Source organism: Nocardioides sp. NBC_00163 (assembly GCF_045206295.1).
Lineage (GTDB): Bacteria > Actinomycetota > Actinomycetes > Propionibacteriales > Nocardioidaceae > Nocardioides.
This window is the reverse complement of sequence record NZ_CP108155.1, coordinates 1,623,844-1,639,997: the sequence shown is the minus strand read 5'-3', so window position 1 is coordinate 1,639,997 and position 16,154 is coordinate 1,623,844. Positions and strand designations below refer to the sequence as shown.

The 16,154-nt window shown below is 69.6% G+C and carries 12 protein-coding genes; 10 read left to right on the top strand and 2 right to left on the bottom strand.

All coding sequences use genetic code 11. The features are described 5' to 3' along the window. Positions 1 to 30 precede the first annotated feature (30 nt). Genes OG801_RS07835 through OG801_RS07795 form a run of 9 tightly spaced genes read left to right on the top strand, consistent with a single transcriptional unit; the run spans position 31 to position 12,039 of the window. Complete coding sequence (locus tag OG801_RS07835) at positions 31 to 837, top strand: ABC transporter ATP-binding protein (RefSeq protein ID WP_406035020.1); 807 nt, start codon at positions 31 to 33, stop codon at positions 835 to 837. 10 nt (positions 838 to 847) lie between these two features. Beyond that, the gene (locus OG801_RS07830; RefSeq protein ID WP_406035018.1) at positions 848 to 2,098 is read left to right on the top strand and encodes an MlaD family protein; all 1,251 of its coding nucleotides are present in this window, start codon (positions 848 to 850) and stop codon (positions 2,096 to 2,098) included. After that, entirely contained in the window at positions 2,098 to 3,540 is a 1,443-nt protein-coding gene (locus OG801_RS07825; RefSeq protein WP_406035017.1) for an MlaD family protein, read from the top strand. The genes OG801_RS07830 and OG801_RS07825 overlap by 1 nt, the downstream gene beginning before the upstream one ends. Next, positions 3,537 to 4,802, top strand: a complete 1,266-nt coding sequence (locus tag OG801_RS07820) for an MlaD family protein (protein WP_406035015.1) — start codon at positions 3,537 to 3,539, stop codon at positions 4,800 to 4,802. Before OG801_RS07825 ends, OG801_RS07820 begins: the two co-directional genes overlap by 4 nt. After that, positions 4,802 to 6,121, top strand: a complete 1,320-nt coding sequence (locus OG801_RS07815) for an MlaD family protein (protein WP_406035014.1) — start codon at positions 4,802 to 4,804, stop codon at positions 6,119 to 6,121. Before OG801_RS07820 ends, OG801_RS07815 begins: the two co-directional genes overlap by 1 nt. Further along, positions 6,121 to 7,377, top strand: a complete 1,257-nt coding sequence (locus tag OG801_RS07810) for an MlaD family protein (RefSeq protein ID WP_406035012.1) — start codon at positions 6,121 to 6,123, stop codon at positions 7,375 to 7,377. The genes OG801_RS07815 and OG801_RS07810 overlap by 1 nt, the downstream gene beginning before the upstream one ends. Then, positions 7,374 to 8,696, top strand: a complete 1,323-nt coding sequence (locus OG801_RS07805) for an MlaD family protein (protein ID WP_406035010.1) — start codon at positions 7,374 to 7,376, stop codon at positions 8,694 to 8,696. Before OG801_RS07810 ends, OG801_RS07805 begins: the two co-directional genes overlap by 4 nt. Beyond that, positions 8,693 to 10,999, top strand: a complete 2,307-nt coding sequence (locus OG801_RS07800; RefSeq protein WP_406035009.1) for an RND transporter — start codon at positions 8,693 to 8,695, stop codon at positions 10,997 to 10,999. The genes OG801_RS07805 and OG801_RS07800 overlap by 4 nt, the downstream gene beginning before the upstream one ends. Continuing rightward, on the top strand, positions 10,996 to 12,039 hold the full coding sequence (locus OG801_RS07795) for a peptidyl-prolyl cis-trans isomerase (protein ID WP_406035007.1): 1,044 nt from the start codon (positions 10,996 to 10,998) through the stop codon (positions 12,037 to 12,039). The genes OG801_RS07800 and OG801_RS07795 overlap by 4 nt, the downstream gene beginning before the upstream one ends. 52 nt (positions 12,040 to 12,091) lie before the next feature. Here OG801_RS07795 and OG801_RS07790 read toward each other — a convergent pair whose 3' ends face one another. Beyond that, positions 12,092 to 14,416 (bottom strand): CoA transferase, encoded by a 2,325-nt coding sequence (locus OG801_RS07790; RefSeq protein WP_406035005.1) that lies wholly within the window; start codon positions 14,414 to 14,416, stop codon positions 12,092 to 12,094. 68 nt (positions 14,417 to 14,484) lie between these two features. Between OG801_RS07790 and OG801_RS07785 the strand changes: the two genes are divergently transcribed. Further along, positions 14,485 to 15,372, top strand: a complete 888-nt coding sequence (locus OG801_RS07785) for an enoyl-CoA hydratase-related protein (protein ID WP_406035003.1) — start codon at positions 14,485 to 14,487, stop codon at positions 15,370 to 15,372. Here the strand turns inward: OG801_RS07785 and OG801_RS07780 are convergent. Beyond that, positions 15,359 to 16,120: an SDR family NAD(P)-dependent oxidoreductase gene (locus tag OG801_RS07780; protein ID WP_406035001.1), complete on the bottom strand. Its 762-nt coding sequence runs from the start codon at positions 16,118 to 16,120 to the stop codon at positions 15,359 to 15,361. The genes OG801_RS07785 and OG801_RS07780 overlap by 14 nt on opposite strands. Between the last annotated feature and the right edge of the window lie 34 nt (positions 16,121 to 16,154).

Here is a 16,154-nt window from a genome sequence, read left to right as displayed (position 1 = left end):
ACTCGCGCGCCACGTCCACGGGAGGAAATGATGACCGCGAATCTCACGATTCCGCACACCGACTTCGAACAGCAGCCGAACAGTCCGCACAGCATCGAGCTGGTCGGCGTACGCAAGTCGTTCGGGTCCGGCAACATCCTCGACGGCATCGATCTGACGTTCGTCCACAACGCGATCACCACGGTGCTCGGCCCGTCCGGAACGGGCAAGAGCGTGCTGCTCAAGCACATCGTGGGACTGCTCGAGCCCGACGAGGGCGAGGTACGCGTCTTCGGCAGCGACATCTGGGGCGTCTCCGAGCACGAGCGCTACGAGCTGCGCAAGCGCTTCGGCGTGCTGTTCCAGGACGGCGCGCTCTTCGGGTCGATGAACATCTACGACAACGTCGCCTTCCCGCTGCGTAAGCACACCAACCTCTCCGAGGTCGAGATCCGGGACATCGTGATGTCCCACCTCAGCGAGGTCGGTCTCGAGGCCGCCGTGGACAAGGCGCCCAACGAGATCTCGGGCGGGATGCGTAAGCGTGCCGGCTTCGCGAGGGCGTTGGTGATGCGTCCCGACGTGGTGCTCTTCGACGAGCCCGACTCCGGCCTGGACCCGGTGCGCACCAAGCTCCTGGGACGGCTGATCCAGAAGGTCCACCGTCAGCACGGTGGCACCTACATCGTGATCACCCACGACATCCCGACCGCCCGTGAGGTCAGCGACCACGTCGCGGTGCTGTGGAAGGGGCAGATCGTCCATGCGGGCAGCGCGGAGGAGACCTTCGCCTCCGACGACCCGTTCGTACGCCAGTTTCTGGCCGGTGCCGCCGACGGCCCGCTCGGGATGGACTGAGGGAGCCTCGATGACCGCGATCGTTCAGAAGGTCGGCGTCAAGGGTGTCATCACCCTGGTGATCGTCGGCTCGCTCCTTGCCTGGGGCGTCGTCAAGCTCACCTCCGGGCCCGACTACGAGCTCACTCTGCTGATGCCCTCGGCCAGCACCGCCTTCAAGGACGGCGGCGTCATGATCAACGGCCAGAAGGTCGGACACGTGACCTCGGTCGGTGTCCGCGATGGCCAGGCCGAGGTCAAGGTCGCCATCGACGACGAGTACGCCCCGCTCCGTGCCGGAACCACGGCTCGGATCAAGTGGGCATCGGTGCTCGGGACCCGCATGATCGAGCTCGTCCCCGGCGCGAGGACCAATCCGGAGATGCCCTCGGGTCACCTGGTCACGGGCAACGCTGAGGCCGTCGACATCGACGAGCTGCTCAGCACCCTCGACGCACCGACCCGCAAGCAGCTGCAGACCCTGGTCGCCCAGCTCAACAAGACGCTCGCGGGCACCCAGCCCGACCTGCAGACGACGCTGACCAAGGCCGGACCGACGGTGAAGGCCATCGCTGACCTGCTCAGCGCGATCGCCCAGGACGGGCCGGCGTTGAAGAAGGTCATCAAGGAGCTGCACGGTGTGACGGCGAACGTCTCGGCCAACGACGCCGAGCTCGCGGCGAGCATCAACAACCTCAACACGCTCACGTCCCAGATCGCCGGCCGCCAAGCCGAGCTCTCCCAGACGATCGAGAAGCTCCCTGACACGATCGACTCGGCCACCAGGGCGCTGGACGCGGTTCCGGAGCCGGTCGACTCCACGCGTACGGTGCTCCGCACCCTGCGGCCCTCGACCGACCGTCTCCCGGCGATCGCCAAGCAGGCCAACCCGGTGCTCGCGGACGTACGTCCTGCCCTGGCGATGCTGCCCGGCACTCTGAAGGACGCGCAGACGCTGCTGCAGTACACCCCCGGACTGGTCGGCGACGCGAATGCCATCCTACCGACCGCGACCAGCGCCCTGGAGCAGGCCGACCCGATGGTCTCCTACCTGCGGCCGTACACGCCGGAGCTCGTCGGCTGGCTCAGCAACTGGAACGGCGTCTTCGGCAGCAGGGACGCCTCCGGCCACTACGCACGCGCGCTCATCACCGCCTCGGCCAGCAGCTTCGATCAGAACCCCGGCGTGATGCCGCCGGGCATGAAACAGGACTCACGGCCGCTGCCGGGATCGATCGCCGGCCAGCCGTGGACCGATGCAGAAGGGGACGGGATCAACTGATGCTCATCTCGAAAGCCACCGCCATCTCCGCCACCGTCGTGGTCGGGGCAGCGACCGCCGTCACCGGCGTCAACCTGATGGGGACGTCGGCGGACAGGACCGAGCTGGTCGGCTACTTCAAGGACGCCAGCCCGCTCGAGGTCGGCAACGAGGTCCGCACCTCCGGCGTCCAGGTCGGCAAGGTCAAGTCGATCAAGCTCGAGAAGGGCGTCGCCAGAGTCACCCTCGACCTCGACGAGGACGTGCTCCCGGTCCACGAGGACGCGAAGCTGCTGATCCAGCCGATCAACGTCCTCGGCGAGAACTACGTCTCCATCGAGCCCGGGAAGGAGTCCTCGCCCTACCTGACGAACAACACGGTCCCGCTGAAGCAGACCGACTCGGCCGTCAACCTCCAAGACGTTCTGGACACGCTCGACGACCCGACCTCCACCGCGCTCGCGGCGCTGGTCAGCACCCTGGGCGAGGGCACCATGAACGGTGGCGGCCAGAAGATGGCAGATGCGCTCGAGGCGCTCGCGCCGCTCATGGAGAACCTCGACCAGGTCGGCGCGATCCTGGAGAGCCAGAACAAGGTGCTCACCGACCTGGTCGCCAAGGCCGACCCGGTCGCGGCCTCCCTCACCGGAGAGAACGGCAAGCAGCTCGACCTGCTGATCTCGCGGGCTCGGGAGACGCTCGACGCCCTGGCCGACGAGCAGGCGGCGCTCGAGGCGACGATCGCCGAGCTGCCCGCCACGCTCAAGGAGGCCCAGCGCACTCTGACCTCTCTCGAGACGGTCTCGGAGACCGTCACCCCGACCCTGAAGAAGGCACGTCCGGTCACCCGCGACCTGGCCGAGATCGCCGACGAGATCAACCGGTTCTCGCCCTACGCCGACCCGGCCTTCAACGCCTTCGGGCCGCTCTTCGCCGAGCTCGACGCGCTGCTGAAGAAGATCAAGCCGATCACCGAGGACCTGCGAGCCTCCGGCGACAACCTGCGTACGACCGCATCGGAGCTGCGGCCCGTCGGCGACGAGCTCCTCGACGAGCACCTGGGCGACCTGATGTCGTTCGTCACCAAGTGGGCGCTGAGCACCAACTCGCGCGACGGGCTGAGCCACTACTTCCGCGGCCTGGTCCACGTCACTCCCGAGGCGCTCAACTCGCTCGTCGGCGCCGAGGTGCTGCCGAACATCGGCACTGTGGGAGGGCAGGGGTCCGGGCCGTCCGCGGACGGACTCCCGGACATTGCCGGACCACTCGTCGGCGGGGTCACCGACCCGCTCAACGGAGTCACGGAAGGGGCGACCGGCGCGACCGACGGCCTCAACGATGCCGTGGGCGGGCTCACCGGCGGCAAGGGCAACTCTCCGGACAACGACCCCAACAGCGCGACCGGGCTCACCTCCTCGCAGGAGCAGAACCTTCTCGACCAGCTCATCGGAGGCCACTCATGAGGGCACGACTACACCGACAAGACGCTCGGCGACTCCTGATCGGGATCGTCGCAATCGCGGCCGGCGGCGTCATCGCCTACGTCGGCACCCTTGTCCAGGGCGGCGGTGCCCTGCCCTTGAAGGACCACACCGAGGTCGCTGCGTACTTCGACGACGTCGGCACCCTGAAGCCGCAGCAGAACGTCACCCAGAACGGCATCCGCATCGGCGTCGTCACCGGCATCTCCTACAAGAACGACCAGGCCCTGGTGAAGATGCGCCTGGACGGGGACCGCGATCTGTACGCTGACGCGACGGCCACGGTCGGCAACGCCTCGGTTCTCGGTCGCAAGTTCGTCTCCCTCGATCCTGGCACCGCAAGCTCCGGTCTGCTCGGCGGGAAGCCGATCACGGCCGAGCAGACCACCAGCTCCGCCGACCTGAACACCGTGCTCTCCGCCCTGCCCCCCAAGGCCCGCGAAGGCCTGCAGACCGGGCTGCGCGAGGTCGGCGGGGGAGTGTCCGGCCATCAGGAGGACCTCTACAGCGCACTCCAGGTCGCCCCCGGCATGTTGGACGACGCCACGATCGTGCTCGACACCGTCGCGGCCCCGAAGACCGACCTCGACGGGCTGCTCGTCACCGGCGACAGCCTGGTCTCCCACATCCACGGGCACGAGCGGCAGATCCAGACCCTTGTCACAACCACCAGCACGACTCTCGGCGCGGTCAACACCCAGGACACCGAGCCGCTTCGCCGGACGGTGGCCGACGCCCCCGAGACGCTGGTGACGGCACGGCAGGGCCTGTCCGAGATCAATCCGGCCCTTGACGACACCGCCGACGCGGTCACCGAGCTGCGGCCCGGGGTCGACGACCTGGTCGAGTCCGTGCCGGACCTGCGGGACTTCCTGGTCGAGGCGCCGCCGGTCGCGGTCACCGTACGCAAGTTCGCCAAGAGCTCCGCGGAGCCGGTCGGGACGCTGGTCCCGGCCGTCACCAAGGCGGAGCCGACCGTCGGCCGCGCTCGCAAGACTCTCGGTAGGACCGCACCGACGTTGGAGGTGCTCAGCCCCTACGCTCCGGACGCGGGCACCCTGTTCTGCGAGAACGACCTGCTCAGCGGGAACTACGGACCTGACAAGCACTACTTCAGCGCGATGCTCGTCTTCCCCGGTGTCTACGTCGCAAGCCAGCCCGACCCGCTCGCGAACGTCGATCCCTACTCCGGTCCCGGCGTGGCGTTCTCCCATGGTCTGAAGTACGGAAAGGGGAAGTGCTGATGTCCGCGCTCACCAACTGGTTCCGGACGGCCGGGTCACCACTGACCCGCCGGGCGGTGATTCTCATCGTCGTCCTGGCCGCGGTCCTCACCGCGCTGGCGTTCAAGACCCAGCTGTCGCTGCTGTTCCGGTCGGGCGACACGATCCACGCCACGTTCGGCCAGAACTACGGCCTGGTCTCCGGCAAGACGAAGGTGAAGATCGCCGGCCTGCAGGTGGGCGTGGTCTCGGACGTACAGCAGGACGCCGACGGCACCACCCACGTCGACATGAAGGTCGATGACGGGGTCAAGGAGCGGCTCGGATCGACACCCAGCGCTCGGGTCGAGCCGCTGACCGTCCTCGGTGGCGAGTACGCGCTGAACCTGGTGCCCGGCGGAGCGGGGGAGTACGTCGACAAGGCGATCCCGAAGAGCCGCACCCATGTCCCGGTCGAGCTCGACGCGATCCTCTCGGCCCTGCCGAGCAAGACCCGCAAGAACCTGCAGGGGACCATCAAGGAGGCCGGTGCGACCCTGGGGGACAAGAACCAGAAGTCCATCCGCTCCTTCGCCCGGCAGGCGCCGAGGGTCCTCGACCCGTCGACGAAGCTCGTGACCGCCGTCCAGGGCACCCGGCCGCAGATCGACCTGCCGCAGCTGGTCGGCAACCTGGAGAGCATCGCGGCGGCGCTCAACGAGCAGGATGCCGCGCTCGCGCGCAGCCTGGTGAACCTGAACACCACGACGACCACCCTCGCCGACCACAGCAACGACCTCTCCGCGACCGTCGCCCGGCTTCCCACGGCGCTGGACGAGACCAAGGCCGCCACCGACCAGCTCATCCCGACGCTGCGCCAGCTCGATCGCACCGCGACCGGCCTGCAGCCCACCGCGGAGCGTGTCGGTCCACTGGTCAGGACCCTCGAGCCGACGCTCGTCGACGCCCGACCGGTCGCGGCCAAGCTACCCGGCCTGCTCGAGGACGCGCAGCCGCTGGTCCAGGACCTGGTGCCGACGGCCAGGACCACCAAGCCGATCCTGAAGGACATCAAGGGCCCGGTGATCGACCGTGTCGACGGACCGGTGCTCGAGTCCCTGGGGAGCACATACCGAGGCAAGGGCCCCTTCAAGGACACCGGCGGCGGTGTCCAGGCGGACAACAAGTTCTACCAGGAGCTCGCCTACATGGTGACCAACCTCGACCGCGCCTCGATGACCCAGGACGCGCAGGGCAGCCTGCTCAACTTCCAGGCCGGCGTCAGCGCCGGCAGCGTCGCTCCGCTCAACCTGGACGACGCCCTCGCCCAGCTGATTCCGCAGCTGAAAGGTAGCGACTGATGGTAAGTCTCAGCACTCTCGCCGACCGGATCCGGAACACCCCCGGGCTCAAGCGTGACTCGATCGCCGTGGCCATCGCGCTCGTCGCAGGTCTCGCCGCGTCCGTCTATGTGCTCAGCAACCAGCACATCACCGCGCCATGGCAGGAGCGGCAGTCGGTCGCGATGGAGTTCACCGCCGCGCCGGGCGTACGTCCCGAGGCCGTCCAGGAGGTCCGGATCGCCGGTGTGCCGGTCGGCCGGATCACGGCGGCCGACCCGACCGACTCCGGCACCGCCAAGGTGACCGTGGAGTTCGAGGAGGAGCAGCGGATCTACAGCAACGCCACCGCGATCCTGCGCACCAAGGCCCCGCTCAACGTCATGTACATCGAGCTCGACCCGGGCGCCCCGCCCGCGGGCCTGCTGGACGACGGCGGAACGCTCCCCGTCGCACAGACCAAGCGCGCCGTCCAGCCTTACGAGGTCCTCGACAAGCTCGACGCGCGTACGCGGGCAGCGCTGACCTCGATGATCGATCAGACCCAGGTCGGTCTGAAGGACGCGCCGACCACGCTCCCGGCAGGTCTGGACGCGACCACGGCCACCATGAAGCAGTGGGAGCCGGTCATCAACGCGCTCAACGAACGGCGTACGAACATCTCCCAGCTGGTCACGTCGCTGACCACGATCTCGGAGTCGGTGGGCCACGACAGGCAGCGGCTCACCGAGCTGACCACGTCGATGGACAAGACGCTGTCCGCCGTCGCCAAGCGTGATCAGCAGCTCTCGGCGTCGTTGGACACGCTGCCCGGGTTCACCGAACAGCTGTCCGGTTCCATGGGGGAGGTCAACGACCTGACCGGCGAGCTCAACCCCACCTTGAAGGACCTGGACAAGGCCTCCGACGATCTGCCTGAGGCGGTCGAGAACCTCGACGGCACCGTGGGCTCGGTCCACAACTTCATCAACGGTGCCGCCCCCGTGGTCGATCGGGCCGGACCCGTGGTCGACGACCTGCGTCCCTTCGTCGCCGACGCCAACCCGGCGTTGGCCGACCTGAAGCCGGTCGTCGGCTACCTGCCCAACGCCACCAAGGAGCTGGTGCCCTGGATGGACGACCTAGCTGCCTTCACCTACCAGACCTCGTCCTCCTTCAGCCTCTACGACGCCAACGGCGGCATGGGGCGCGCCAACCTCCACGTCGACCTCACCAACCCCACCGGAGGCCTCGCCGATGAGGGCATCGAGCCGGCCAAGAAGGGAGACACCCCATGAGTGTCACGCTGCGCACGATCCCGACCACCCGCCCTCGGTTCCGGCCACGTACGTCGGTCGTCGTCGTCCTGGTCATCGCGCTGCTGTGCGTGCTCGGGTTCGGCTATCTGTGGAAGGGTGCCGGGGGGACGCTCCCGGGCGGTGGCGGTGCCTACCAGGTGTCCTTCGAGTCGGGGGACCTGAAGAACCTGCAGGAGGCCGGCGAGGTCCGGGTCGCCGGCGTCATCGTCGGCAGGGTCGCCTCGACGAAGGTCGAGGGACGCACCGCGCGCGTCGTGCTGAACCTGGATGACGAGGTGGCGCCGCTGCACCAGGGCGCGACCGTGCGGGTCGGAGTCAAGTCCGTCATCGGCCAGTCGTTCGTCGACGTCGTGGACGGCAGCGGGGAGGAGATTCCGGACGGCACCACGCTGTCGCCGAGGTCGGTCAAGGCCGCCACGGACATCGATGAGATCGTGCGTACCTTCACCCCGCAGACCCGCAAGCAGCTCGCCGCGGCGCTCACCGACCTCGGCACCACGACCGACGGCACTCAGCAGAGCATCACGCAGGTGATGGAGGGGCTGGGCCAGATCGGCGGGACCGGCTACACCGCGGTCGACGCGCTCGCGGCACAGAACGACGACCTGCAGTCCCTGGTGCAGGAGACCAACGCGATCCTGGCCGCGGCCGACACCAACCGCGGGGCGATCGTCTCCGTGATCGACAACACCCAGCAGATCACCCAGGCGACCGCGGGACAGCAGGAGGCCCTGGCGGCCACCGTGCAGCGGCTGCCCGGTCTGATGAGCAGCGCGCGCGGCGCGACCAGCTCCCTCGGCGAGCTCTCCGGCGACCTCAGCCCGGTCGTACGGTCTCTGGACCAGGCGGCGCCCGACCTCAACGCGGCGCTGGTCAACCTGCCGTCGGTCACTGCCAGCCTCGAGGCGCTGCTGCCCTACATGAACGGGGCGCTCGAGGTCGCGCCGAAGACCGTCAACCAGCTGCCGACGCTCTCTCGCAACCTGATCGCGATCACGCCCTACCTCGATCTGCTGCTGCGCAACGTCAACCCGATGCTTGCCTACATCGAGCCGTACGCCAACGACATCGGCTCCTTCTTCGGCAACTTCGGCGGCGCGTTCGACATCCCGCTCGAGAACGGCGTCGCACCGGCACGGCTGGCCACGATCTTCAACGAGTACTCCGTCCGAGGGAACCCGCTGAACCTGCAGACGATCAACCCGCTGCACTGGAACAACCCCTATCCGGCGCCCGGACAGGCGGGCGACCCGGCACCGTTCACGGGCAAGGTCCCCCGCGTCGAGGAGGACAAGTGAGCTGGGGGCCCGGCTTGCCGCGCGGTTTCCCCCGGCCCGGCCGTCGGCAGGCGGCTTCGGCGCTGCTGGTGCTCCTCGTCCTCGGGGTGGTCGGTATGGGCATCTCCCGGGTGCAGGTCGACACCAAGGTCGACTCGTTCGTGCCCGCCGGAGACAGCGCCGACCGGCAGCTGCGGGACTACCAGGAGACGTTCGGCGGCGACGCCGTCGTCGTGGAGCTGAGGGGCACCACCCAGCTGGGGCTGGTCCTGGACCCGACCGAGCTCGTGCGCCTGATCCGCCTCGAAGGGGCGCTGGCGGGCCTGCCCGACGTGCACAGCGTCTATGGTCCCGGCACGGTGCTCAACCAGACCGCGGGATCGGTCAAGGGCATGCTGACCCAGGTCGCCGGGGCACGTGACCAGATCCGCAACGTGGCCGAGGCCGAGGCGCGCCGGCAGCACAAGAGCAAGGCAGAGGTCACCGCGGCCGGCGACGCCGCGCTGGTTCCGTTCGACCGCCGCTACGGCAAGCTGCTCGCCGAGGCGCTGCCGGTCGGTCTCCCCACCGTGCAGAACCAGAAGTTCGTCGCCTCGGTGCTCATGGACCGCGCCGGCAACCCGCGCCCGGAGTGGCGCTTCCTGGTGCCGACCGCCAAGTCCGCAACCCTGCTGATCCGGCCTGCGCCCGGCCTCGACCAGGAGCAGACCCGCCGCATGGTGGCCCAGATCCGCAAGGCCGTACGCACCTCCGGGCTGAGCATCGAGCGCCCGGTCGTCTCCGGTGTGCCCGTCGTGGTCTCCGGCGTCGCGGATCGCGCCCACACGGAGATCCTCCGTCTCGGCGCGGTGGCGCTCGGTGCCGTCGCCCTGGTGCTTGTCCTGTCCGGCTGGAGCAGGCGGCGGCGTCACAGTCTGCTGCCGCTCGGCTGTGCGCTTCTCGGCACCGCGTCCGCGGTCGCGGTCTTCGGCCTGCTCGGGGTTCCCCTCTCGCTCGGTGCCGCCGCGTTCCTCCCAGTGCTGCTCGGGGTCGGCAGCGACTTCCCGCTCTACCTGCTGCAGTCCGAGCGGGTGCGAGGGGTGTTGGTCACGGCGGCTGCCGCGGCCGCGGCCTTCGCCAGCCTCGCGCTGACCCCGCTGCCGTTTGTACGCGAGTTCGGTCTCGCCCTGGGTCTCGGTCTGGTGCTGACGGTGGGTTGGGCCCTGGTGCTGCGCCGGCTCGGCGCCCGGATCCAGCCGAGAGCCGGAGACGGGCGGGAAGCCGCGCTCCGCGGCCCGCGGTCGCCGTTGCTGAACGGAGTCGCGGTCGTGCTCTCGGCGGCCGCCCTCGCGGGCTGGGTGCTGCTGCCCGGCATGCGGATCCAGTCGAGCCCCGAGGAGCTCGCCAAGGGCGTGCCCGAGCTGGCCGACGCGACCCGGATCGAGCAGACGCTGGGCTTCTCCGGCGAGCTCGACATCGTGCTGCGCGGCAAGAACGTCGCCTCACCCGAGGCGATCGCGTGGTCGCAGCAGGCTCAGAGCCTCGTCGTCCGTCGTCACGCCAACCAGATGCGGCCGCTGCTGACCTACAGCCAGCTGCTCGCGTTCCTCGGTGGCAACGCCACCGCCGCACAGGTCAGCGCCGGCACCGAGGTCGTACCGGGCTACCTCGCCGACGCCGTGCTCGCGAGCAATCACAAGGCCGCGGTCGCCACCTACGGCATCACTCTCGACGACGTCCGTGCCCAGCGCCGGCTCATCGAGTCGCTGCGTCAGGAGCTGCCGGACCCGCCGAAGGGCTACCGGGTCGAGATCGTCGGCCTGCCGGTGCTCGCCGCCGACGGCCTGAGCGCGATGGAGGATGCTCGCTACACCGTCAACGCGGTCGGGATCCTGGTCGCCGCGCTCGCGGTCGGGCTCGGCCTGCGCTCGTGGCGGGCCGGCGTACGCGTCCTGCTCACCGCTCTGCTCGCTGCGGGCTGGCTCTTCGGCGCCATCCGGCTCGCGGGCATCGACCTGAGCCCGCTCACCCTCGCCATCGGAGCGCTGGTGACGGTCACCTCGTGCGAGTTCGTCACCATGCTCGGCGAACGACGACTGCTCACCTCGGCTGGGCGAACCGTCCTGACCGCGGCGGTCGCCGGCGCCGTCGGCTATCTCGCGCTGGGGCTGTCCGGTCTCGCGGTTCTCCGCGACTTCGGGCTCCTGCTCGCCGCCGGCGTCGTCAGCTCGTACGCCGCGGCACATCTGGTGGCCCGGGTGCTCCACACCACCGAGGCCGACCCCTCACGGCCAGAAACGCCCGAACCATCACCCTCACGAGAACTCCAGGAGGTCAGCGCATGACCCAGCTCGCCATCAAACCGATCAACGTACGCTCCCTGATTCCGTCCTGGTGGCCGCGGTTGCTCGCCGCGGTGGTGGCGGTCGCCGTCATCGGCGCGGGCGCGTTCCTGGTCGTTCAACGTGCCAACGCGCTCCCGTCCGACGCCGCGATGAAGGTCGGCGACCGCACCGTGAAGATCTCCGAGCTCGACAAGCGGATCAAGGTCCTCTCCGGCCTCTACAACGTCAAACAGCCGACCGACGCCGACAAGTTGGCGTCCTTCCGCCGCGACGCCGCCAAGTCGATGGCCGTCAGCCTCATCCTGGAGCGCGCCGCGAAGAGCAAGGACATCACCGTGACCCGCACCCAGGCGCAGCAGCAGTTGGACAAGGTGATCGAGTCCCAGATGCTCGGCGACCAGAAGACCTACGAACAGTTCCTGGCCACCGCCGGGGTCACCGAGTCCGAGGTGCTCTCCGAGATCACTCGAGTCATCGCGACCAGCCGTCTCTACTCCGAGATCACCGCGGGCGTCCCCGAGGTCACCCAGGCAGAGGTCCAGAGCTACTACGAGGACCACAAGGCCGAGATGGTCACCCCGGAGCAGCGTTCGATCAGCAACATCGTGGTCGCCACCGAGGCCGAGGCCGACCAGGTGCTGGCAGAGCTCGCCAAGGGGACGGAGTTCGCGGCGGTCGCCCGGAGCAGCTCGCGCGACTCCAGCACCGCCGCCAAGGGCGGAAGCCTCGGCCCCGTCCAGAAGTCGCAGCTCGAGGACACCTACGCCAAGGCCGCCTTCGGCGCGGCCAAGGACAAGGTCTTCGGTCCGGTCCAGACGAGCAACGGCTGGAACCTGGGCGTCGTCACGGACGTCACCAAGCCGATCCCGGTGGGTCTCGACGACGCCACCCAGACGCTGACCCAGACACTGACCACCCAGGCCCAGACCAAGGCCTGGAACAAGTGGCTGGGCCGACAGATCAAGGCTGCCGAGGTCGAGTACGCCGACGACTACCGCCCCAAGGACCCGGACGCTCCGCCGAGCACTCCGGCCGGGTGAGCGCCTGAGCTCGAGCCCGCGCCCCTACCCGGGCGCGGGCTCGAGCTCAGGCTCAGGGCACGAAGACGACGCCGCGTTCCAGCAGATCCGCGACCCGGCCCTGGTCGAGCTCCAGCAGCTCGCGGCACACCGACTCGGTGTCGGATCCCGCCAGCGGGGCCGGCCCGAGCGCGGGCACCTCGAGTCGCTCGTACGCCGCCGTCGGATCCTCCGCCGGGAGGGTCTGTTCCAGGAGCGGGTGGCTCAACGTCGTGTAGGTCCCGCGATGGGCCAGCTGCGGGTCATCGAGCAGCTCGGGCAACCGGAGCATCGGCGCGCCCGGCAGGCGGTGTCGCTGGAGCTCCTCGCCGACCTCGGCGGGGGAGCGTACGGCTGTCCACACGGCGACCGAGTCCGCGAGATCCCACTCGCCGGCTCCCACCACCGCGCGCAGCGCCTCGACCTCCTCGGTCGTGCGCGCGTCGATCACGCACCACTCGTCGTCGCCCGCACAGGCAAAGACGCCGCCGAAGACCTCGCGGCCTCGGTTGCCGACCGCGTCGACCGAGCCGGGGCGCAGGCTCTCCAGCAGGGCCAGATCGGCGAGCTGGTGCAGGACCACGTCGGACTGGGCCATCTGCAGGTGGCGTCCGCGGCCGTCCCTGCTCCGGGCGAGCAGTGCGGCGGCCACCGAGAGAGCGCCGAGGCGGGCGGCGACATGGTCCGGGAACACCGTCACCCCGTCCCAGGACGCGATGTCGTCCGCGGCGTACTTCCACAGGCTGGTCACCCCGCAGGCTGCCCGCACCAGTGGGCCGTAGCCGAGGCGTTGGGCCCATGGTCCGTCGGCGCTGAAGGCCGAGCTCTCCAGGACGATGATGCCCGGGTTGGCTGTGGCCAGCGTCGTGAACCCGATTCCGAGGGAGTCGAGCGTGCCCGGCTTGAAGTTGGAGAGCACGACGTCGCTCTGCCGGACGAGGTCGATGAAGAGACGCTTCCCCTCGTCGGTACGCAGGTCCAGGCCGAGGCTGCGCTTGCCACGGTTCCCCCACGCGAACGAGGCGTTCATGGCCTCGCCGCGCCGGGTCTGGCGCAGCCCGTCGGGGTAGGTGCGACTCTCGACCTTGATCACGTCGGCGCCGAGGTCGGCGAAGGCACGCCCCGCCTCGGCCCCGAACACGATGACGCCGAGGTCGAGGACCCGGAGACCGGCGAACGGAGCGCCGCCTCCGTCTGTGGCCGAAGCCTGGTGGGCCGGTTCCGCGCGTCGGGTCCACGCGCTGTTCGAGGCGATCTCCGTCGGCACCCCCGGGCTCGGCGTCCGCAGGCCGAGCAGGTGTCCGTCTGCTGCGAGGTAGCCGACCGGCACGGTCGCGGTCAGCCCCGGAGCCACCTCGGTGCGTGCGACCGTTCCGGCCTTGGTGAAGTGGTCGGCAGCGAGCGCCTCCCCGAGCGAGAGCACCTGGGCGAGCGGTACGCCCCGCGTGGCCGCCTCGTCGACCAGCTCGGCCGCGGTGCGCTCGGCGAAGAGCGCCTCGATGAGTGGCTCGAGGCGGTCGGCGGCCGCCACGCGGGCGGTGATCGAGTCGTAGCTGGAGTCGGCGAACTCGGCAGGCTCGCCGAGCCAGCCGAACATGCCCCGCCACTGACGCTTGGACAGCAGGCACAGGCGTACGAAACCGTCCGCGCAGCGGTAGATCGGGTAGGAGTCGGCTGGCGGGCGTCCGCGTCGGAACTTCCCCGAGCGTCCGGCCGCGGCCGATCCCTGCACGCCGAACGCCGGGTCGAGCCCGGTCACCACGGCCTCGTGGTGGGACAGGTCGATGGTCTGTCCGAGGCCGGTCCGTGTGCACTGGGTGTAGGCCACCACCGCAAGCCACGCGGCGTGTGCGGTGGCCGTCGCGGTCGCGAGCTGCTCGGGCGGCACCAGCGGTGGCGCGCCCGGCCTGCCCGAGCGCGACATCGCCCCACTGAGGGCGAGCAGCGTACGTCCCGTCGCCTGCCACTCCCGTCGCGGACCGGTGACGCCGAACGGTGAGGAGACGACGGCGACCAGACCTGGGCGGGTCTCGCGGATCTTCTCCAATTCGATGGCTTCAGCCGTGGCGGGGGAGAGGAAGACGATGTCCGCCTCGGCGACCAGTGCCTGAGCGCCCGCCCTGCCCTCGGGTGTGGTGAGGTCGGCGCCCAGCGCCGACTTGTTGGCGTTGCGAACGCTGTAGGGCAGGGAATGGCCGCCGATCACAGGTTCGTCGCTCCGTGTCCGTGCGCCCTCAGGGGGTTCGATCTTGAGCGTCTCGGCGCCGAGATCGGCCAAGAGGCGGGCGGCCGCCTCTCCGACGGCGTCTCCCAGATCGGCGACTCGGACTCCGGTCAAGAGCAGTTCTGCAGCAGCCATGTTGTTCCTCCTCGATCCAGACTAATCTAATGCCATTCGGTTTGTCTGCCAATGTCAGGAGCTTTGAGATGACTGCTGGTCCCGTTGTCGACTACCAGGTCACGGACAGGGTGGCGACGATCGCCCTCGACCGCCCCGAGCACGGCAATGCCATGACGCTGCGTCTGTGCAGCGAGCTGGTCGATGCGATCGACCGGGCGGAGGCCGACGACGAGGTCGCGACGGTCGTGCTGACCGGACGGGGCCGGAACTTCTGCGTCGGTGCCGACCTCGACGAAGGCTTCCATCACGGTGACCGCGAGCCCTCGCCCGAGCACGCTGCCTTCGTCGAGCGCTTCGGCGCGGCCGACGGCGTGCCCCGGGACGCCGGCGGCGTCGTCACCCTCCGGATGGCGTCGATGCTCAAGCCGATCGTGGTCGCGGTCAACGGCGCGGCCGTCGGCGGAGGCGCCTCGATGATCCTGCCTGCCGATGTCCGGGTGGTGGGGGAGTCGACCCGGGTCGGGTTCGTCTACGCGCGGCGCGGGATGCTCATCGAGTCGGCTGCTAGCTGGTTCCTGCCGCGGTTGGTGGGCACCGCCCGCGCCACGGAGTGGGTCGTCACGGGCCGTCTGCTGTCCGCCGACGAGGTGGTCGCCGGAGGACTGGCGGGCCGGGTGATGGCCGATGCCGAGGTCCTCGACACCGCGTACGCCATCGCGAGCGAGATCGCCGAGCGGGCCTCGACGGTGGGGGTCTCGCTCTCGAAGCAGTTGCTGTGGAGCATGTGGGCGGCGCCGAGCCCCTGGGATGCTCACCTGCTCGAGTCGCGCGGCGTCTACGAGCTGCCCGGCCTCGGCGATGTCGGCGAGGGCGTCGCGGCGTTCCTCGAGAAGCGTGACCCGGCCTTCCCGCTTCGGGTGCCGCGCGACTATCCCGCGTACGGCCCGCGGTGGCCCGGCGTCAGTAGGCCGTGAGGCCGCCGTCGACGCTGAGTGTCGTGCCGGTGACGTACGTGGAGGCCGGGCTGACGAGGAAGAGCATTGCGGTGTCGAGCTCGTGCTGCTCTCCGAAGCGCCCGAGCATGCTCTGCTCGGCGACCATCGTGCGGAGGAGATCGCCCTCGCCTGCCGTCATCTCGGAGTCGAAGTAGCCCGGGCACAGTGCGTTGACCCTGATCCCGCGCCGCGACGACCACTCACCCGCGAGGTCGCGGGTCAGGCCGATGACGCCCGCCTTGCTGGCCGCGTAGGCGGCTTGCGGAAAGCGCGGCGCGACCTGCCCGAGAACGCTGGCCACGTTGACGATGGAGCCGCCGTTCTCCATCCGTGCGGCGCACACCTGGGCCATCCAGAACGTGCCGTTGAGATTGACGTCGATCAGCCGGCGGAAGCCCTCGGGCGTCTCCTTGAGGGCTGTGACGGCTGAGCCGAGGCCGGCGTTGTTGACCAGGCCGTCGATGCCGCCGAATGCCGAGACCGCACCGTCGGCGACACGGGCGCAGTCCTCGGGGTCGGCGACGTCGGCGACCACGGTCGCCGGCTCCCGGCCGATCTCGCGCAACTCTTCGGCCAGGGCTTTGAGCCGTTCCTCCCGGCGGGCCGTGATCACCACGTTCGCCCCTGCGTGGGCGAGCGCGCGGGCGAAGCCTGCGCCCAGGCCGCTGCTGGCACCGGTCACCACCACGGTGCGGCCGTCCATGCGGAAAAGGTCGAGCGGGTTCATTGCCACCTCCGGGGGCGAAGTCTGTGCGGTACGG